Below are 19,385 nucleotides of genomic sequence, written 5' to 3' on the forward strand. Positions count from 1 at the left end.
AAAACAGGGTCCTGGCACCCTGTTTTTTTACGCTCCGATATTATCCCAATGATTTTCCCATCCCCGAAAAAAATATCACCCCGATATTAAATGTCGAAAAAAACCCATTAAATTACTCTTGCGATTCATAGGCTCGAATTAAAACATATAACAGAATTAAATATCGCAATAGGAATTTTCAATGAAGTTTGATACCGCTCAGATAATTTATTCAATATAATATACCGCAAGCGTACTATTAAGAATGCACGGAGAGACGTTTGCAAGACGTTGATAAGACGTCTCCGGTTAGGGACAACTTCAGGTATTAATCATGCGAAAGAATCACATCACCATTGTCATCCGTGACCCAAATCGCTTTTATATTAGAGGGTTAACGAATTGTCTTGCTGAAAACTTTTCCCTCCGTAACATTCACACTGATTTTACCGATTGTGCTTTTAACAGCAGGGCGAAAATGATCTTCCTGGCGGAAGAATCACTTTCCATCGCCAATATCCATTATTTAAATCGCCGGATGTCGATACGACCGCTTTGTATATTCATTATCAAAAATAGCGATAGTGCTGACGAGCAGCCCGAGGGGATAGCGCACAACATTAGCCATTACACCCCCCTCTATCGCAACCAGTCCGTTGAGAGCATGTTATCGGTGATCAATGAACAACTGGAGCAGCTCAATAGCGTGCGTAGTGCCTTTGTTCAACCGTGTTCAGTGGTTAGCCGTACGGAGACGAATCTGACAAGACGTGAAACCGAGATTCTCCGCTATCTGGCACGCGGCATCAGTAATGGTGGCGTGGCACGCTTCCTCCATATCAGCGAGAAAACCGTCAGCGCACATAAACGGAATATTATGTGCAAACTCAATATGATTCGCCCTGCTGAACTGAACTACTGGTTAATTCAGGAAGGCTGGTGTGAATCCATTCGTACTGGCGACCAATTTCATTAATCCTGGCAGGATGTGATGCAGCGCAAAAATGCGATATCCCGATACCCTATCGTGATGAATCATCATCCGTAAAGTTATTCAATTAGAGTTATTTTTATGATGGCAATTCGTAATACTTCATTGAAATTTATTATCAATATGTTCGCCGTATTGTTTATTTTCTCTCTTTCTGGCTGCCAGACAACATCGCAGAAAATGCGTGCTGCATCAGCGCAATCCGCACACACTGCAAAATACATTAAACAAAATGAGAATCTGAAAAAGTGCCAGGCTCAGCTTCAGGCGCTGAAAGTCGTCAGCCCATCAGAATACATTAGAATGCAAAATGCATTCGACAACCTGATGAACAGCGCAGCTCAATACACTGGCCTGCGAAAAAGCGTTGATGAGAATACTCAGGAAACTGTGGACTCACTTTATCACTATCGCGCAAATCAGCTTTGTGCTCACATTGCACAAACACTGATGGATAGCCTAACCAGCAAAGGTGAAGCACGTCCATGATCGGTAAATATACTATTCCCTTTGCTTTGTCAGGTGCCGCTGCCCTGGTGGTGGCATGCCTGGGTATAAGTAAATTGTACGCAGCAGAACACGAAGCGCCGGCCGTTTTGAACTTTGCTACCTCCTATCTGCAGGAGCAACAGCAGCCACCGCCCAGAGTACCTGAGCCTCCATCTTTGGCCAGGGAACCAGGAAAAACGGTCAAACCTAAGCAAAAGCCGACGTCGACAGCACCTTCCGTAGATCGCGGCCAAATGGCCGCCTTACGACGAGATATTGAGGATAAAACCCGGCAAATCGCTCAAAAAAATGGAGCAATAAACGCGCTTGAAAAGCAGATTGTTGCCCTTAAAAAAACAGCACCCGCCCCTGATACAGCCAATGAACCCCCTCATTTAATCCCTGCCGATAAGGAAGCGATGCTGGATCTGGTGAAGGATTTACGCCAGGTTTTCAGCCTCCATCCAACGCAAAACTCGCTGGTGACAAAATTAGCGCAAGCAAAAGATCAGCTTAAAGAGGTTCAGCTTGCTGAAGCCGCCCTGCGCAGCCAGCTTAAAGCGATTAACGATGGTAAGGATCGCATCGTCAGCGCGCATGAAGAGGGATTAAAACAGCAGATTGAACAGTACAACGCCAAGATAACCGAGCTGGAAGCACACCTCTCTTCCAGCCGCCAGGATATTGAGAAGATCACCGCTGAGCGCGACGGCATCGCCGCTAAAGAGCAGCAATTAGCAGCTGAAAATACCGCGGATAAACAGGCGTTTGATAAAGAAAAACAGCAGCTTCTGGACCAGATCGCCCAGGGCAGCCCGGCCGAAGCCCAGCTTGCCGCCAGCATAAAAGAGCAGCAGGCACTGCAGCAGCAAATTGAACAGCACAACGCCAAGATAACCGAGCTGGAGGCGCACCTCTCTTCCAGCCGCCAGGATATTGAGAAGATCACCGCTGAGCGCGACGGCATCGCCGCCAAAGAGCAGCAATTAGCGGCTGAAAATACCGCGGATAAACAGGCGTTTGATAAAGAAAAACAGCAGCTTCTGGACCAGATTGCCCAGGGCAGCCCCGCCGAAGGCCAGCTTGCCGACAGCGTGAAGCAACAGCAGGCGTTGCAGCAGCAGCTTTCCGAGGCACAGCAATTGAAAACGGCGCTGCAAGGCGATAAAGATAAGCTACAAGCACAGTTAACCGAGAGCCAGCTCATAGCGAAATCACTACAATCGAAGATGGACCTGGTGCAGTTACAGCAACCAGATCCTGTTGTCGCCGCTACCGGTACGGCACCCGAAGGAACGTCGCCAAAAGAAGGTCATCAGGACAACGATAAGAAACTCCCGGAACTTCAGGCCAGGTTAGAGGCAGCATTGGCCGAACTGGCTTCAGTAAAAAGCCAGAAAGTAGAGGTGAAAACCACCAGTCAACTGCCGGGTATCACGCCAGAACAGCTGAAGAAAAAAAGTGCTCGTGAAGGCTACGCTATTGGCATGTCTCTTGGCGATGAGATTTTGCAAATGCAGCAAGACAATAACAACTGGGGTACGGCAACAGAGAAAAATCTTGTGCTGGCCGGAATCGTTGATGCCTTTAAGGGGCAGGCAAAATTGTCTACTGATGTACTACGAGATACTTTATTGGAAGTCAGCAACCGGGAGAAAAACGATCAGGAAAAGTTAGTCACTCATTTAGATGAAACCACTAAGAAGTATTTAAATAATTTCACTAAAATGAAAAAAACGAAAAAATCACCGTCCGGATTTTGGTATAACATCAGTTATGCAGGTGATGCACCAATACCAAAGAATGCCACTCTTGATGTCGTCGTGAAGGAAAGCCTGACAAATGGCGTTGTCGTCACCGATATGGATTCTAGCAATACTATGCTAACTCAGCCGATAGCTGACTTCCCACCGATCTTCCGTGAAGCATTACAGAAATTAAAAAATCATGGTTCAATTACCATCGTCGTACCGCCAGAACTGGCATATAAGGATAAAGGTTATCCACCTAAAATCCCGCCAAATGCCACGATAATTTATGACCTAAGAATTGCTGATATGTATCCATGACATGCAGGAGTTCAATCATACGTTGGCGTGGGGAGAAATTGACATCTTGCACGATAATGGGATTAAAAAAAGTGCATCCACTGAGAGAGTGGATGCACCATAAAAAAAATCACACCTTGAAAGAATCTGTTTTATTCCAGTACAAGCTCTTGCTATTTTCTTTCCTGGTTGAGGTGATTACACCTTCTCTCTCGAGTTTTATTAAAATATGCCTGGCATTATAAATGCTCAATTCAGACCGATCAGCAACATCTCTTGTGCTGGCAAAGACAACGGACGAACTGGTAGAATCTTTCTCTTCAAAGAAATCATGCAGTGCAGTTATTACCTTATCAACTGATGCTCGTCTTTGAATGGTTTTAGCCATTGATTCACTCATGTTTTTGCTCCTTATGATATAACCGGCTCCTGCCGAGTAAATATGTGATAAAACTAGACCCTGTAAATTCACAACGAAGCCATGATAATACGCAACCACATTAAACAAAACTTAATATCAATTATTAAATATAGCCAAAATTAAAAACCACAAAAACGCAAATTTAAAGAATAAAAAACTAGTTTAGCCTCTTTTTGGTAAAACCATTAAATCAATCACCTGTAACAATTAATCTTAATATTGTATTAATAATAAAAAGTAAATGTCGGCACTTAGCAGAACACCACCCTGTGCTTACGGGGTAAACATTGACATCCCTGCTTAGGATTAAGATAATCAAAGAGTAAATAATGGAATATACTTAAAAAGTAAAAAATGGACTATTTTATTAATCAGATCATCCATTTTGACTCAATAAATGGATTACTTAAACTTATCGATAATGATAATTCAACCATACAACTTTCCAGGCCTGGTTCAAGACTTTTGACTGAACTCATTACGCATTGTGGTAAAACAATGACACGTGAAGAGTTACTTCGTTTAGTATGGGAAGAACATGGCCTTAGACCTTCAGGGAGTAATTTAAGCAACCATATCAGCCTGCTGAGAAAGACATTTTCACAGCTTGGAATGACTGAAAACATCATTATTACTATACCCAAGAAAGGGTTTCGCCTGGATGCAGAGACGACATTCACCAGGTCTGATCATCATTCTGATAATGAATCCATTACAAAAATGACAAACCCGAATGAGATTTCACCTTCTATTGTGTCTGAGTCTAACAAGTGTGCGTTAAAACCTAAAATTAAGAAAATGCGTTTAGTTTCAGCGATCGTCATCAGTCTTGTTTTTATTTCTCTTATCTTAATTCGTTACTCATTCAATTCAGGAAAAGCGGATTTTATCAAAATAGGAACATGTCAGATCCTGGATTTGGCAGGGGATAAAAACAAAAACAGAGTAGAAAAACTAAAGATATTAGAGTTATTGATCAATAAAAATAAGATCGACTGTAAAAAAAGCAAAAGCACCATCTACTTTAGGTTTAACAATTTCTTTCCAAAGAAAGAGTACGAACAGAGCGCTATTTTTCTTGCTCAGTGTCATCAGAACAGAAAAAACAGGCTCACATACTGTGAGAGTTACCTTTCAGCCACTATAAAAAAACCATGAGAAATATTATTTTAACCAGCGGAGCTATCATTGTTTTAATGGTCATTTACTTCATCAGTTTCTCCTGGAAAAAGGCTGATCTAGATAAACCCCAACTGAGTATTTCATGCAAAGGGAACGTGAATTTTGATCTTGTCAGACCCACTTCCACGGTTGCGATGAAGGGGAGTATCAGCCTGACCACGTTGGGTGAAAAGCGGCTAGCCTTGGAGTTTTCGGGCCACTTGCTCACTGAACAAGGCCACTTTACCCTCAGCAGAACGCTGATGATGGACTACCTCTATCATCCGGAAAACCACATTCTGGAGCTGAACTATGCGAGCAGCCATGTCAGAGATATTGATACCGCGCCGGAGGATGTTTTCTTTCATGCCATCCTGCAAAGCCACTTGTCCATTGTGAAACTGTCCCAGTTCAGTGATAACGCACTGCTGATCTCAGATACCAACACCCCGCTGTATGTCTGTATTGCACAGTAAGAAGGCATAAAAAAGGCTTACCCACTCACGCAGATAAGCCGTTAATTTTATTCAACAACGAAGAGAATTACTTCTTCGCGTATTTCGCTTCCAGGGTAGCGAACCACGGTGCCACGAAATCGGTTGATGTGCCCCAGCCTGGGATGATTTTATTCAGGTTAGCCACATTGACCGCTCCGGTCTGGGTAGCCAGCTGTTGCTGAGAGATCGCTGATGCCGTGAACTGATACGTTGCCGGCGTAGTTTCACCGCCAATCTTGTTCGCCACCAGGCGCATATTCGTTGCACCAATCAGCTTGCTGTCGACAGCCACTGTCTGTTTCCATGGGCTGTTCTTCTCATGCATCAGTTGCAGATCCTGGTTCGACACATCGATGCTGTACAGCTTGATCTCGGTGCGACCATTTTCCTGCAAGGCTTTATACGCCCCCTGGGCAAAGGCATCCCACGAGCCCCAAATCGCGTCAATCTTACCCTTAGGGTACTTCGCCAGGATGGCACCAATCTTGTTGGCCGTATCCCCCTGCACATCGGAAGACACCGCACCAATGGACTCCAGCTGATGAATGCCCGGGTTGGCTTTCAGCACTTTCTCATAAACAACCTGACGACGTTCCATTGCCGGGAAACCTGCGACCCAAAGCTTGACGATGTTAGCTTTCCCGTTGGTATCTTTTACCAGCTGATCGAGGGAGAGCTGTGCCAGAGAGGCATCGTCCTGCGCAGTCACGGTTACGCCATCGATCGGCTGGTTAACTGGGGTATCAAACACAGAGACTTTGATTCCAGCATCGGTGATGCGTTTAACCAGCGCGGTAGAGTACGGATCTTTGCCGTGAGACAGGATAATCCCGTCATATTTCTGGCTGATAGCCTGATTCACAAAGTCCTGGAAGCGCGCGTCGTCACCGTTGCTGAGGAAGGTGCTGACTTTAAAGCCCAGCTTACGGCCTTCCTGAATGGCACCGGCAACAAACTGGGTGGTGTTATCGTCAGATCCGAGGTTGCGGATCACCGCAATACGCACCGGCCCTTCGTGGTTGGCGATGGCCGCCGGAACGGGGGTATCTGCAGCGATGGCAGGCAATGCAGTCAGCAGGCTCAGAGCCAGCAGCGATGTCGTGATTTTTTTCATTATTATTTTACCCTGTCTGAAAAGATTACGCCTGACGGCGCTGTACGTAGGTAATGGCCAGCGCAACCGCCAGCACCAGGCCTTTAATGATGTCCATCGCGTAATAAGGCACGGACAGCATCACCAGACCATTTTGTAATACACCGAGGATCACTGCGCCGAGCAGCGTACCCAGCGCGTTGGGTTTTCCAGCACCCGCCAGCGACAGACCAATCCAGGCCGCTGCCACCGCATCCATCAGATACCCGCCACCGGCGTTCACCTGCGAGGAACCAATACGCGAAGCCAGCAAAATACCGCCAAGCCCCGCCAGCAATGCCGAAATAACATAGGCCAGCACGCGATAGCGCGTGGTACGGATACCCGACAACCTGGCGGCTTCCGGGTTACCGCCAATGGCGTACATACGGCGACCATGTTTAGTCAACGACAGCAGCAGTTGTGCCACCACCGTCACCGCCAGCATCACAATCACAATAATCGGCACCTGGCCCAGCAATGAGAACACTGCCGGGATCGTGCCTTCGGCCATATCGCCGCTTGGCAGCACCATGTTCTCGGTAATCGAACCACCGAAACTGTAGGTCATCGCCACACCCTGCACCACAAACAGGCTGGCAAGCGTGGCCAGCATGTCAGGGATTTTCAGCACCACGATCATAAAAGCATTAAACAGACCGACCAGGGTACAGAGCAGTAGCGTCAGGGCAATCGCCTGCGTCGGGCCGAATCCGTACCAGACAAACAGGGAGATCACCAGCGAGTTCGCCAACGAAGCGGTCGACCCCACGGACAGATCGAAACCGCCGATAGTCAGCGAAATCGATACGCCAATGGCAATCACCGTAACAATAGCAATTGAACGCAGGATATTGATGATATTGGTCGGTTCCAGGAAGCTGTCTGAGGCCAGACCAAAGCCCGCGATCAGCGCCACTACTGTCAGCAACATTCCCCACTTATAGAGAAAATCAAATAGCTGGTGCCGGACGGACGGTGCCGCCTTCAGGGAAATTTCTTTGCTGCTCACGCAGGCGTTCCTCCGGTGGAATAAAGTAAAAGTGTTTCTTCATCGGCGTCATTTGCCGCCATTTCCGCCACAATGCGCCCGTCCCACAGTACGCAGATGCGGTCGCACAGGCCAACCAGTTCCGAAAATTCGCCCGAGGCGTAAATCACCCCTTTTCCCTGGCGGGCCAGCCCGTCGATCAGCTCGAACAGGTCGGTTTTGGCCTTAATATCCACGCCTTTGGTCGGTTCATCAAAAATCAGTACATCAGCGTTATTGCGCAGCCATTTTCCAATGGCCACCTTTTGCTGATTTCCCCCGGACAAGCGACGCAGCGTCTGCTTTGGCCCGGTGGTGCGGATGCCCAGTTTGCCGATGACGTCTTCTGCCCAGCGCCATGCCTGGCGGTGACCAAACAGGCTCCAGCGTGAAAAGCTATTATCCGCCGTCACACTGAGGTTCATCACTACCGATTCTTCAATAAAGATGCCCTCTTTGCGGCGTTCTTCCGGGATCAGCGCCATGCGGTTATCTACCGCTGCATGTGGGGACGAGGGTTTCCACGGCTTACCGTGCAGTTCGCCATGCTGAACCCGGCTTTTACTGGCACCAAACAGCGCCTTACAAAGCTCCGTTTTTCCTGCGCCAGCCAGCCCGGCAATACCGAGGATCTCGCCTTTTTTCAGCGTCAGGCTGATATCTTTTAACAGGTGTTCATCATGCAACCCGGTAATGTGCAGCAGGGTTTCCTCACTGAACGGCGGACGCGATGGCGGATAAATATCATTGAGCTGATGACCCAGCATCTTCTCAACAATTTGCTCACCACTTAATCCCTGCATCGGGCCGCTTTCAATCAGTTCACCGTCACGCAGAACCGTCAGTCGATCGCAGATGGCATTCAGTTCGTGAATACGGTGGGAGATAAACACTACGCCAATACCCTGGCTTTGCAGCTGGCGAACCACGGCGAACAGCTTTTCACTTTCGTTTTGGTCGAGAGGGGCGGTTGGCTCATCCAGCACCAGAAAACGGCAGTGATGTGACAGCGCACGTGCCAGCAGGATCTGCTGTTTTTCCGCCAGCGTGCACTGTTCCACCTGGCGCTTCACGTCAATCTGCACATCTAACCGCGCCAGCAGTGCCCGCGCCTGACGGCGCATCTCGCCCCAGCGATAAAGCTGGCCACCTTCAGCCAGACGGTCGAGCATGATGTTTTCCGCCACACTCAGGCCGGCGACCAATGCCACATCCACTTCCTGTTGGACCAGGTGGATACCCAGCTGTTTTGCATCACGTGGAGAACGGATAGAGACGGGCTGACCATCCAGCAAAATCTCACCACTGTAGTGATCGTATGCGCCCGAGAGCACCGCCATCAGCGTAGATTTTCCGGCACCGTTGGCTCCGGTCAGCGCATGAATGGAGTGCCCTTCCAGAGTGATGTCGACGGATTTAAGCGCCGAAAAACCGCCAAAAGCGATGGAGATCTGGCGCATTTCAAGGCGATTTATCGCGGTCATGGGCGTGTTTTCTCAAGCTCAATAAATTAAGGGGTGCGCCGCATTTTTTAATGGATTGTCACGGCAGGCAACGATTGAAAGGGCATAAGCTAACACAAAATGTTATTAGCCATCCAGATGTCCAGACACTACAGGGGTAAGCGCTGGCATGGCGCTGATAACCAGTGGAAAAACGGGGAATATTTACCAGATGCATTGTTGTTATGCTGCACCAAAGTGGACGCGGCCAGAAGTCAGAGATAAAAAAACCGGCGAACAGGTCGCCGGTTAGGATCATCGATAACTGAGGAGATTAAGCCGCTTTGAAGTTCTCTGCTGCTACGTCCCAGTTAACCACGTCCCAGAACGCCTTGATGTAGTCAGGACGTTTGTTCTGATATTTCAGGTAGTAGGCGTGTTCCCACACATCCAGACCGATGATCGGCGTACCGGATGCGCCAGAAATGGCTTCGCCCATCAGAGGACTGTCCTGGTTAGCCGTAGAAACGACGGCCAGCTTGTCGCCTTTTTTGACCAGCCACGCCCAGCCAGAACCGAAACGGGTGGTTGCCGCTTTTTCGAATTCTGCTTTGAACGCGTCAACGCTGCCGAAATCTTTCTCGATGGCTGCTTTCAGGTCGCCGCCCAGAGAGGTGCCGGTTTTCAGACCTTTCCAGAAGAAGCTGTGGTTAGCGTGGCCGCCAGCGTTGTTACGCAGTGGGCCTTTTTTGTCCGCAGGCAGTTGATCCAGTTTAGCAATCAGCTCTTCAACGGGCAGATTAGCAAACTCAGTCCCTTCCAGCGCGGCATTCGCGTTGTTCACATAAGCCTGGTGATGCTTAGTGTGGTGAATTTCCATGGTCTGCTTGTCAAAATGCGGTTCCAGTGCGTCATACGCATAAGGCAGGGATGGCAGTGAATAACTCATGTTCATCGTCTCCATTCAGATTATGGGCGGCGCTCGCTGTTCAGCACCGCGTAAGCAGTCGGATCATTATAGTTAAATAAATGATCGGGAAAAGGGATATCAATGCCCCGATGTTGATAAGGGTATAGATGACAGCAGGCGGGACAGCGTGGTTATATCTTTTACCTGTCGTGTTACAACCAAATGATCTAAGCGATTGTTTCGTCAGCCAGGGCGAGGCATGCCTCGCCCCTACGGGCAACATAGCGGGGTCCGGCGTGCCACAACCCTACGCCGATCCCGGTTACCCCGTAGAGCCCGACCCGTTCACCCGGCAACCCCCGCAGGAGTCAGGCAGACCCGACCCGTTCACCCGGCAACCCCCGCAGGAGTCAGGCAGACCCGACCCGTTCACCCGGCAACCCCCGTAGGGGTCGGGCAGACCCGACCCGTTCACCCGGCAACCCCCGTAGGGGTCGGGCATGCCCGACCCGGGGTTAACGCCCCAGTGCCGCCAGTGATTTATCCAGCGCACCTACCAGCCAGTCGATATCGCTTTCCTGGAACGCCAACGGCGGGCGTAATTTCAGAACGTTCCCATACGGTCCTGCCACTGAAGTGAGCACGTGGTTCTCACGCAACATCTCGGTGAAATCCAACGCCAACTGTTTATCCGGCGTTTTGCTGGCTTTGTCTTTCACCAGCTCAAAGCCGATAAACAGACCCGCACCGCGCACATCTCCCACGCACTCATACTTATCCTTCAACGTGGAGAGTTCCGCCAGCAGTTTCGCCCCCACCACGCGACTGTGCTCCTGCAATCCTTCTTCTTTGATCACTTTCAGCACTGCCTGCGCCGCGGCCATCGCCACCGGGTTGCCACCAAAGGTATTGAAATAAGGTATCTCATCGCTGAACGCGGCCAGCACATCGCTTTTCGCCAACAGGCCAGACACCGGGATCCCATTACCCATCGGCTTGCCGGTGGTGATCACATCGGGCACCACATCGTGACGGGCAAAGCCCCAGAATGCCTCACCGGTACGGGCAAAACCGGGCTGCACTTCATCAGCAATAAAGATGCCGCCGTTTTTGTGCACCACGTCTATCGCCTGCTTCAGGAAGCCTTTTGGCCCCGGCAGCACGCCGTCGGAAGAGAAGATGGAATCCGCGAGGAAACCGGCAAATTTAATGCCGTGCGCCGCCATATCATCGATCTGTTTTTGAATTTCGCCGGCAAACCAGGCACCGAGGTCCGGGGCATCCACACGGTAGCGATCCGGCGGCAGCACCAGACGGGTCGTTGCGGCCAGCGGCTGACCGCTGCCGAGCGCCGGAGAAACACCGGAAGTGAGGTCGCTGGTTCCATGATAAGACTCCTGAGTGACGATAATCCCGGTGCCGCCGCTGTAAGCACGCGCCACGCGAATCGCCAGGTCATTGGCCTCGGAGCCAGTGCACATATACATGGCGCGGTCGATTTCCACAGGTGCCGTCGCCAGCAGCTGCTCGGAGTAGTCCAGGATGGCTTCATGCAGATAACGAGTGTGGGTGTTCAGCTGGTTCATCTGCTGATACACCGCATCAATCACCGCCGGGTGACAATGGCCGATGCTGGCGACGTTGTTGTACACATCCAGGTATTTATCCCCGGCGGCATCCCACAGATACTGCCCTTTCCCGCGGACCAGATGCACCGGCTTACGGTAAAACAGGCGGTAAGACTCACCCAGCACCTTGCTGCGCTTGTCGGTCAGCTTACGCACATCCGCATCCAGGCCGTCGGCATGCTCGGCGCGGAAACTGTTGGTATCCATGATGGTTGAACGTGTGGCCATAATCACTCCCGTTGCAAAATTGAGATTTGCCTGGTGACAGGCAGTCAGCAGTGTCTGACCTTTATCATGGCAACTTTTACGTCAAATGCAACAAAATACACAAATGCAATAAAATACACATGCAGAGCGCAGCATTGTCGGTTAGGCTATGTCGGTGAGTTATCGTCAGGAAATCAGACCTATGCTGCAGGAAACACGCTTACATCGCATCCGGGCGCTACTGAACACCCTCAACCAGGTGAGTACCGAACGGATCATTAAAGAGCTGGGGGTTTCGCGTGAAACTGCCCGCCGGGACATTATTGAACTGGAAGCGCAGGGGCTGGCGAAACGGGTCCACGGCGGCCTGGTGGCGCTGAATGCCACACCGGAACCACCGCTGACAGTACGCAGTTCCGTGATGGCGAAAGAGAAACGCGCTATCGCACGCGCGGCCGCACAGCTGTTGCAACCCGGTCAGACCGTGTTTCTGGATGCCGGAAGCACCACGACCATGCTGGCCGAAGAGTTGCGCTCAATGTCCGGGCTGACCATTATCACCAACAGCCTGAACGCAGCTCTCAAACTCTGTGCCGCAGAAGAACAGGAAACGCTGAACAATCAGGTGATCCTGCTGGGTGGCAATATGCTGGCCGGGGCGCAGGAGACGCGCGGGGAACTGACCGTGGGTGAGATCTATCGCTTCCGCGCTGACGTGGCGGTGCTCTCGCCGGTCGGGCTGGACGCCAAACACGGTGCCAGTAGTTTTCAGCCACACGAAGCGGCCATTGCACGCGCCATGGCGCGGCAAGCCGGGCGGCTGATTTTGCTGGCCGATCACAGCAAACTTGGCCTGAACAGCCGCATGAATTATGCCAGCATTGAGCAGGTCAGCGCGCTGGTCACCGACAGCAGCGCGGCCACCCTGCCTGCGTTCTCCGCCTTACAGCAGGTGCTGCCGCAGGTGGTTCTGGCTTAAATTAGCCGCTGCGGATGCGTATAGACCGTTGCCCGCCCCGGTTTACTGAAGCCCACCAGCGTCAGATTACAGCGCTGCGCCACCTCCACCGCCAGCTGCGTCGCGGCTGAGACGGCAAACAGGATCTCCACGCCGCACATCGCGGATTTCTGCACCATTTCATAGCTGGCGCGGCTGGACACCAGCACCGCGCCCGCAGCCGGAGGCACTTTACTGCGCATCCCCAGCAGTTTATCCAGTGCCACATGACGGCCGACATCTTCACAGCCGAGGCTCAGTTCTCCCGTGGGTGTCACCCAAGCCGCAGCGTGGGTACAACCCGTCAGCTGGCCGACCGGTTGAAAATCCTTTAGCTGACGCAGTGCATGATCAAGGTATTGAAAATCAAAATTTTGCGTAAACGGCAGCGGCTGTACTGGCTTGCCGATCTCGGCCAGTTGCTCCACGCCGCAGACACCACAACCGGTGCGCCCGGCCATCGCCCGTCGCTGCTCTTTTAAGGCAGCAAAGCGGCGGCTGGACAGTTCAACCTGCACTTCAATCCCCTGACAAACCGGCACGACGTCAATACCAAAAATATCGGCCGGGGAGGCAATAATGCCCTCTGACAGGGAAAAACCAACGGCAAATGCCGCGAGATCTTTCGGCGTCGCCATCATCACCACATGCGAGATGCCGTTGTAGACCAGCGCAACGGGCACCTCTTCTGCCAGCCAGTCCGGCTGCGCCTGCTGTAGCGCATCGCGCTGCCAGACCGAAATCTGACGTATGCCTGAGTCTGGTGGCAAACATCCCTCTTTTTTGTGCTGTTCTTCGCTCACTGAAATCCACTCCGCTCATAAACCACAACAATATTGTGGTATTATTTCACACTGTACACGCTAAAAAACCACCTGCGCTTATTGTGAACCACTCACCCGGGTGCAGCAAAATTAATGACCAATGTCGAACCAGGAATGACGCCATGAAAGTCAGCAGAAGACGATTTTTTAAAATTTGTGCGGGAGGAATGGCAGGCACGACTGCCGCCGTCCTCGGCTTTACGCCGACCGCCGCGCTGGCAGAAAGCCGCCAGTACAAATTGTTGCGTTCCCGTGAAACCCGTAATACCTGTACCTACTGCTCGGTGGGCTGTGGCCTGCTGATGTACAGCATGGGTGACGGTGCGAAAAACGTGAAAGAGCGTATTTTCCATATAGAAGGTGACCCGGACCATCCGGTCAGTCGTGGTGCGTTGTGCCCGAAAGGTGCCGGATTACTCGACTTTATTCAGAGTGAAAGCCGCCTGCAATACCCGGAATATCGCGCTGCCGGTTCCGATAAATGGCAGCGTATCAGCTGGGATGATGCCTTTAGCCGTATCGCCAGGCTGATGAAAGATGACCGCGATGCCAATTTCATCACCCGCAATAAAGACGGCGTCACCGTCAACCGCTGGCTCAGTACTGGCATGCTGTGCGCCTCGGCCTCCAGCAATGAAACCGGTTATTTAACCCAGAAAATGACCCGTTCGCTCGGCATGCTTGCCGTCGACAACCAGGCGCGCGTGTGACACGGACCTACGGTAGCAAGTCTTGCTCCAACGTTCGGTCGCGGTGCGATGACCAATCACTGGGTCGACATCCGCAATGCGAATCTGATTATTGTTATGGGTGGCAATGCCGCTGAAGCGCATCCGGTAGGATTCCGCTGGGCGATGGAAGCCAAAATCCATAACAACGCCAAACTGATCGTTATCGATCCGCGCTTTACGCGTACGGCATCGGTGGCTGATTTCTATACGCCTATTCGTTCCGGCACCGACATTACCTTCCTGTCGGGGGTGCTGCACTATCTGATCGAACACGATACCATCCAACATCAATATGTTGCGGCGTACACCAACGCCAGCCTCATCGTGCGCGATGATTTCAGCTTCGACGACGGCCTGTTCAGCGGCTATGACCCGGAAACCCGCAGCTATGACAAAACCAGCTGGCACTATGCGCTGGATGAGCAGGGCTTTGCGCAGCGTGATACAACGCTGACCCATCCGCGCTGCGTCTGGAACCTGCTGAAAACCCACGTCAGCCGCTATACACCGAAAGTAGTGGAAAACATATGCGGTACTCCGCAGAAAGACTTCCTGCACATTTGTGAACTACTGGCCGCCACCAGCGCGGCGGACCGCACCGCCACGTTCCTGTATGCACTGGGCTGGACGCAGCACTCCGTCGGTGCACAAAACATCCGCACGATGGCGATGATCCAGCTGCTGCTGGGCAACATGGGAATGGCAGGCGGCGGCATTAACGCCCTACGCGGCCACTCCAATATTCAGGGACTGACCGATCTCGGCCTGCTTTCCCAGAGCCTGCCCGGCTATATGACGCTGCCTTCAGACAAACAGCCCGATCTGGATCATTACCTTGCCGCCAACACGCCAAAAGCGCTGCTGCCCGGCCAGGTCAACTACTGGAGCAACTATCCGAAGTTCTTTATCAGCATGATGAAAGCGTTCTACGGCGATAAGGCCCAGCAAGAAAATCAGTGGGGGTTTGACTGGCTGCCCAAGTGGGATAAGGGCTACGACGTGTTGCAGTATTTCGAGATGATGCATCGCGGCGAGGTTAACGGCTATATCTGTCAGGGCTTTAACCCGCTGGCGTCCTTCCCGCATAAACAGAAGGTGGCATCGTCACTGGCAAAACTGAAGTTCCTCGTGACCATCGATCCGCTCACCACCGAAACCGCCAGCTTCTGGGAAAATCACGGCGAGTTTAACCACACCGATCCCGCGGAGATTGGCACGGAAGTGTTCCGCCTGCCGTCCACCTGCTTTGCCGAAGAGAACGGGTCGATTGTGAACTCGGCGCGCTGGTTACAGTGGCACTGGAAAGGGGCAGACGGGCCGGGAGAAGCGCGCAACGACGGTGAGATCCTCGCGGGAATCTATCTACGCCTGCGCCAGCTTTACGCAGAAGAAGGGGGCGCGCTGCCTGAGGCCGTCCTCAACATGAGCTGGGACTATCAGACCCCTGATTCCCCGGCGTCGGAGGAAGTGGCGCAGGAAAGCAATGGCCGTGCACTGAACGACCTGCTGGACGACAAAGGCAATGTGCTGGTGAAAAAAGGTCAGCAGCTTAGTAGCTTTGCCCAGCTACGCAGCGACGGAAGTACCGCCAGCGGCTGTTGGATCTTCGCCGGAAGCTGGACGCCGGAAGGTAACCAGATGGCACGCCGCGATAACAGTGACCCTTCCGGGTTGGGCAATACCCCTGCCTGGAGCTGGGCATGGCCGCTTAATCGCCGCATCCTTTACAACCGTGCATCTGCCGATCCGCAGGGCAAACCCTGGGACCCGAAACGCCAGCTGCTGCACTGGGACGCCGCTAAATGGGTCGGGCAGGACATTGCCGATTACAGCACTGCACCACCGGGCAGCGATACCGGGCCATTTATCATGCAGCCGGAGGGAATGGGACGACTGTTTGCGCTGGATAAAATGGCGGAAGGGCCGTTCCCGGAGCACTACGAGCCGTTTGAAACACCGATTGGCACCAACCCGCTGCATCCGGCGGTCGTCTCCAACCCGGCGGCCCGCGTGTTCCCGGGCGATCTCAACAATATGGGCAAGGCCATGCAGTTCCCGTATGTCGGCACCACCTACCGTCTCACCGAGCATTTCCATTACTGGACGAAACATGCGCGGCTTAACGCCATAGCGCAGCCGGAGCAATTTATCGAAATCGGCGAAACGCTGGCAGGCAAGCTGGGCATACGGCACGGAGATCGGGTCAAAGTCAGTTCGCAGCGCGGCTACCTCAAAGCCAAAGCGGTGGTCACCAAACGCCTGCGCACCCTGACCATTGACGGTAAACAGGTCGATACCATCGGTATTCCGATTCACTGGGGCTTTTTGGGCGTGGCAAAGAAAGGCTTCCTCGCCAATACCCTGACGCCGTTTGTCGGTGATGCCAATACGCAAACGCCAGAGTTCAAGGCGTTCCTGGTCAATGTGGAGAAGGTGTAAACGATGGCTTATCAATCACAGGATATCATTCGCCGTTCGGCAACGAACGACCTGACGCCTCCCCCGCAGGCGCGTGACCACCAGCAGGAGGTGGCCAAGCTGATTGACGTCACCACCTGCATTGGCTGCAAAGCCTGCCAGGTGGCCTGTTCCGAATGGAACGACCTGCGCGATGAGGTCGGCAGTAACGTCGGGGTGTATGACAACCCCGCCGATCTGAGCGCCCAATCCTGGACGGTGATGCGTTTTTCCGAAGTGGAGGAGAACGGTCGGCTGGAGTGGCTGATCCGTAAAGATGGATGCATGCACTGCGCGGACCCGGGCTGCCTGAAAGCCTGTCCGTCGGAAGGGGCAATCATTCAGTACTCTAACGGCATCGTCGACTTCCAGTCTGAGCAGTGCATCGGTTGCGGTTACTGCATTGCTGGCTGCCCGTTCAACGTGCCGCGCATCAACCCGCAGGATAATCGGGCGTATAAATGTACGCTGTGCGTCGACCGGGTCAACGTGGGCCAGGAACCGGCCTGCGTGAAAACCTGTCCCACTGGCGCCATTCACTTCGGCAGTAAAGAGGCGATGAAAACACTGGCGGCAGAACGCGTTAGCGAACTCAACACGCGCGGTTTTGCCAACGCCGGTCTGTACGATCCGGCGGGCGTCGGCGGCACCCATGTGATGTATGTGCTGCATCATGCGGATAGGCCCACGCTCTATCACGGGTTACCGCAGGCTCCGGCTATCAGCCCGGCGGTCACCTTCTGGAAAGGCGTGTGGAAACCGCTGGCCGCACTGGGCTTTGCCGCCACGTTTGCGGCAGCCGTGTTTCACTATGTCGGGGTGGGACCAAACCGGGCCGAAGAAGAGGATGAGGAGGAAAATCCATGAAACCACGTCAGCGTATTCAGCGCTACAGCGCACCAGAACGGCTTAATCACTGGTTGATGGCATTCTGTTTTCTTCTCGCGGCAGTGAGCGGATTAGGTTTTTTCTTTCCCTCCTTTAACTGGCTGATGAACATCTTCGGCACGCCGCAACTGGCGCGCATCCTGCATCCCTTTGTGGGCACCGTGATGTTTATCACCTTCCTGCGGATGTTTTTCCGTTACTGGCGGCACAACCTGTTCGACAGGCAGGACATGATTTGGATGAAAAACATCCATAAAATTGTGCAAAACAAGGAAGTGGGCGATACCGGGCGCTATAATTTCGGACAGAAGTGCGTATTCTGGGCTGCTATCGTCAGCTTAATACTGCTGCTTGCCAGCGGCATTGTTATCTGGCGGCCTTACTTTGCCCCTGCTTTCAGTATTCCGCTGATCCGTGCCGCACTGGTGGTGCATTCTGTTGCGGCGGTGGTGCTGATTGCGGTGATTATGGTGCATGTCTATGCCGCCCTGTGGGTAAAAGGCACGATAACCGCGATGGTCGAAGGCTGGGTCACCACCCGCTGGGCCAAAAAACACCACCCGCGCTGGTATCGTAGCGAGCAAGAGCAGCAACACCGGCAAAAACAACAGGAAAAAGGCCCCTGATGACCATTCGCATTATCCCGCAGGACTCGCTGGAGAAAAGCGATCTGATGACGGCGGAGACCATTCCGCCGCTCCTTTTCCCCCGGCTAAAGCAACTCTACAGCCGCCGAGCTGCGCGTTTGCGCCAGCTGGCGGAGAAAAATCCGCTAGGTGACTACCTGCGCTTTGCGGCGGTGATCGCCACCGCACAGGAGATCGTTCTGTATGACCATCCGCTACAGATGGATCTACGAGGGCGCCTGGAAGAGAGCGCACGTCTGGGTAAACCGCCGCTGGATATCAGCACCCTGCCGCGCGACGCGCACTGGCAACGACTGTTGCATTCGTTGATCGCCGAGCTGAAGCCGGAGATGACCGGCCAGGCACTCTCCGTGCTGGAAAACCTGGAGAAGGCCTCCGTCTCCGAACTGGAAGCCATGGCCAGTGCGCTGTTCGCCAACGAGTTCGCCCAGGTCAGCAGCGATAAATCCCCGTTTATCTGGGCTGCGCTGTCATTGTACTGGGCACAGATGGCGGCACTGATCCCAGGAAAAGCACGGGCAGAAGCGGGTGAACAACGTCAGTTTTGCCCGGTCTGCGCCAGCGTGCCGGTTTCCAGCGTGATTCATATGGGCAGCCCCCAGGACGGCCTGCGTTACCTGCACTGCAATCTGTGTGAAAGCGAGTGGTATGTCATGCGCGCCAAATGCATTAACTGCGAACAAACGGGCGATCTGCATTACTGGTCGCTGGACAGTGAAACGTCAGCGATTAAAGCCGAAAGCTGCGGCGACTGCGGCACCTACCTGAAGATGCTGTATCAGGATAAAGACCCGGCGGTTGAGCCGGTCGCAGACGATCTGGCGTCGCTGATCCTCGATGCACGTATGGAGCAGGAGGGCTTTGCCCGCAGCAGTCTGAACCCCTTTTTATTCCCCGGAGAGTAGG

At 52.7% G+C, this 19,385-nt stretch carries 17 protein-coding genes; 10 read left to right on the plus strand and 7 right to left on the minus strand.

Translation table 11 applies throughout. The features are described 5' to 3' along the window. Positions 1-313 precede the first annotated feature (313 nt). The 3 genes from FVB43_RS00585 to FVB43_RS00595 all read left to right on the plus strand — a co-directional run bounded on the left by FVB43_RS00585 (position 314) and on the right by FVB43_RS00595 (position 3,528). Positions 314-955, plus strand: a complete 642-nt coding sequence (locus FVB43_RS00585; protein WP_133844728.1) for a helix-turn-helix transcriptional regulator — start codon at positions 314-316, stop codon at positions 953-955. Between the two features lie 96 nt (positions 956-1,051). Beyond that, a complete protein-coding gene (locus FVB43_RS00590) occupies positions 1,052-1,459 on the plus strand; it encodes a hypothetical protein (protein WP_133844730.1) in 408 nt (135 codons plus the stop codon). After that, positions 1,456-3,528 (plus strand): FKBP-type peptidyl-prolyl cis-trans isomerase N-terminal domain-containing protein, encoded by a 2,073-nt coding sequence (locus tag FVB43_RS00595; RefSeq protein WP_167863221.1) that lies wholly within the window; start codon positions 1,456-1,458, stop codon positions 3,526-3,528. Before FVB43_RS00590 ends, FVB43_RS00595 begins: the two co-directional genes overlap by 4 nt. Before the next feature lie 109 nt (positions 3,529-3,637). Here FVB43_RS00595 and FVB43_RS00600 read toward each other — a convergent pair whose 3' ends face one another. Further along, positions 3,638-3,907: a FaeA/PapI family transcriptional regulator gene (locus FVB43_RS00600; protein WP_133844734.1), complete on the minus strand. Its 270-nt coding sequence runs from the start codon at positions 3,905-3,907 to the stop codon at positions 3,638-3,640. 375 nt (positions 3,908-4,282) lie between these two features. Here FVB43_RS00600 and FVB43_RS00605 point away from each other — a divergent pair, with 375 nt between their 5' ends. Continuing rightward, positions 4,283-5,086, plus strand: coding sequence for a winged helix-turn-helix domain-containing protein (locus tag FVB43_RS00605; protein WP_167863222.1), 804 nt, complete (start codon positions 4,283-4,285; stop codon positions 5,084-5,086). Beyond that, positions 5,083-5,565 carry a hypothetical protein gene (locus FVB43_RS00610; protein ID WP_133844738.1) on the plus strand — a complete coding sequence of 161 codons (483 nt, stop codon included), beginning with the start codon at positions 5,083-5,085 and terminating at the stop codon, positions 5,563-5,565. Before FVB43_RS00605 ends, FVB43_RS00610 begins: the two co-directional genes overlap by 4 nt. Before the next feature lie 67 nt (positions 5,566-5,632). On the opposite strand, the gene FVB43_RS00615 is transcribed toward FVB43_RS00610, so the two are convergent. The 5 genes from FVB43_RS00615 to FVB43_RS00635 form a co-directional block, all read right to left on the minus strand. Further along, a complete protein-coding gene (locus tag FVB43_RS00615) occupies positions 5,633-6,700 on the minus strand; it encodes a sugar ABC transporter substrate-binding protein (RefSeq protein ID WP_167863223.1) in 1,068 nt (355 codons plus the stop codon). Positions 6,701-6,725: 25 nt separating this feature from the next. After that, complete coding sequence (locus tag FVB43_RS00620; protein ID WP_133844742.1) at positions 6,726-7,730, minus strand: ABC transporter permease; 1,005 nt, start codon at positions 7,728-7,730, stop codon at positions 6,726-6,728. Continuing rightward, on the minus strand, positions 7,727-9,232 hold the full coding sequence (locus FVB43_RS00625) for a sugar ABC transporter ATP-binding protein (protein ID WP_167863224.1): 1,506 nt from the start codon (positions 9,230-9,232) through the stop codon (positions 7,727-7,729). The genes FVB43_RS00620 and FVB43_RS00625 overlap by 4 nt, the downstream gene beginning before the upstream one ends. Before the next feature lie 292 nt (positions 9,233-9,524). Further along, positions 9,525-10,139: a superoxide dismutase [Mn] gene (sodA, locus tag FVB43_RS00630; RefSeq protein ID WP_133844746.1), complete on the minus strand. Its 615-nt coding sequence runs from the start codon at positions 10,137-10,139 to the stop codon at positions 9,525-9,527. A gap of 476 nt (positions 10,140-10,615) precedes the next feature. Then, on the minus strand, positions 10,616-11,956 hold the full coding sequence (locus tag FVB43_RS00635) for an aspartate aminotransferase family protein (protein ID WP_167863225.1): 1,341 nt from the start codon (positions 11,954-11,956) through the stop codon (positions 10,616-10,618). 181 nt (positions 11,957-12,137) lie between these two features. Between FVB43_RS00635 and FVB43_RS00640 the strand changes: the two genes are divergently transcribed. Continuing rightward, positions 12,138-12,914 (plus strand): DeoR/GlpR family DNA-binding transcription regulator, encoded by a 777-nt coding sequence (locus tag FVB43_RS00640; RefSeq protein WP_133844750.1) that lies wholly within the window; start codon positions 12,138-12,140, stop codon positions 12,912-12,914. Here FVB43_RS00640 and fdhD read toward each other — a convergent pair. After that, positions 12,911-13,735, minus strand: coding sequence for a formate dehydrogenase accessory sulfurtransferase FdhD (gene fdhD / locus FVB43_RS00645; protein ID WP_133844753.1), 825 nt, complete (start codon positions 13,733-13,735; stop codon positions 12,911-12,913). The genes FVB43_RS00640 and fdhD overlap by 4 nt on opposite strands. Positions 13,736-13,878: 143 nt before the next feature. Between fdhD and fdnG the strand changes: the two genes are divergently transcribed. From fdnG to fdhE, 4 genes are read left to right on the plus strand one after another with little or no spacing between them, the layout of a single operon-like run. Further along, on the plus strand, positions 13,879-16,926 hold the full coding sequence (gene fdnG, locus FVB43_RS00650; protein WP_167863226.1) for a formate dehydrogenase-N subunit alpha: 3,048 nt from the start codon (positions 13,879-13,881) through the stop codon (positions 16,924-16,926). Between the two features lie 3 nt (positions 16,927-16,929). Continuing rightward, a complete protein-coding gene (gene fdxH / locus FVB43_RS00655) occupies positions 16,930-17,811 on the plus strand; it encodes a formate dehydrogenase subunit beta (protein WP_167863227.1) in 882 nt (293 codons plus the stop codon). Further along, on the plus strand, positions 17,808-18,458 hold the full coding sequence (fdoI, locus tag FVB43_RS00660; RefSeq protein WP_159338265.1) for a formate dehydrogenase cytochrome b556 subunit: 651 nt from the start codon (positions 17,808-17,810) through the stop codon (positions 18,456-18,458). The genes fdxH and fdoI overlap by 4 nt, the downstream gene beginning before the upstream one ends. Continuing rightward, positions 18,458-19,384: a formate dehydrogenase accessory protein FdhE gene (gene fdhE, locus FVB43_RS00665; RefSeq protein ID WP_167863228.1), complete on the plus strand. Its 927-nt coding sequence runs from the start codon at positions 18,458-18,460 to the stop codon at positions 19,382-19,384. Before fdoI ends, fdhE begins: the two co-directional genes overlap by 1 nt. The last annotated feature ends 1 nt before the right edge of the window (position 19,385 follow it).

The sequence above is a fragment of the Erwinia rhapontici genome (assembly GCF_012271765.1).
Taxonomy (GTDB): Bacteria; Pseudomonadota; Gammaproteobacteria; order Enterobacterales; family Enterobacteriaceae; genus Erwinia; species Erwinia rhapontici.

What these genes read in the sequence shown, in the direction of transcription:
- FVB43_RS00585 (WP_133844728.1), top strand. Translation starts at nt 314, where the DNA reads ATGCGAAAGAATCACATCACCATTGTCATCCGTGACCCAAATCGCTTT.
- FVB43_RS00590 (WP_133844730.1), top strand. Translation starts at nt 1,052, where the DNA reads ATGATGGCAATTCGTAATACTTCATTGAAATTTATTATCAATATGTTC.
- FVB43_RS00595 (WP_167863221.1), top strand. Translation starts at nt 1,456, where the DNA reads ATGATCGGTAAATATACTATTCCCTTTGCTTTGTCAGGTGCCGCTGCC.
- FVB43_RS00600 (WP_133844734.1), bottom strand. Translation starts at nt 3,907, where the DNA reads ATGAGTGAATCAATGGCTAAAACCATTCAAAGACGAGCATCAGTTGAT.
- FVB43_RS00605 (WP_167863222.1), top strand. Translation starts at nt 4,283, where the DNA reads ATGGACTATTTTATTAATCAGATCATCCATTTTGACTCAATAAATGGA.
- FVB43_RS00610 (WP_133844738.1), top strand. Translation starts at nt 5,083, where the DNA reads ATGAGAAATATTATTTTAACCAGCGGAGCTATCATTGTTTTAATGGTC.
- FVB43_RS00615 (WP_167863223.1), bottom strand. Translation starts at nt 6,700, where the DNA reads ATGAAAAAAATCACGACATCGCTGCTGGCTCTGAGCCTGCTGACTGCA.
- FVB43_RS00625 (WP_167863224.1), bottom strand. Translation starts at nt 9,232, where the DNA reads ATGACCGCGATAAATCGCCTTGAAATGCGCCAGATCTCCATCGCTTTT.
- sodA (WP_133844746.1), bottom strand. Translation starts at nt 10,139, where the DNA reads ATGAGTTATTCACTGCCATCCCTGCCTTATGCGTATGACGCACTGGAA.
- FVB43_RS00635 (WP_167863225.1), bottom strand. Translation starts at nt 11,956, where the DNA reads ATGGCCACACGTTCAACCATCATGGATACCAACAGTTTCCGCGCCGAG.
- FVB43_RS00640 (WP_133844750.1), top strand. Translation starts at nt 12,138, where the DNA reads ATGCTGCAGGAAACACGCTTACATCGCATCCGGGCGCTACTGAACACC.
- fdxH (WP_167863227.1), top strand. Translation starts at nt 16,930, where the DNA reads ATGGCTTATCAATCACAGGATATCATTCGCCGTTCGGCAACGAACGAC.
- fdoI (WP_159338265.1), top strand. Translation starts at nt 17,808, where the DNA reads ATGAAACCACGTCAGCGTATTCAGCGCTACAGCGCACCAGAACGGCTT.
- fdhE (WP_167863228.1), top strand. Translation starts at nt 18,458, where the DNA reads ATGACCATTCGCATTATCCCGCAGGACTCGCTGGAGAAAAGCGATCTG.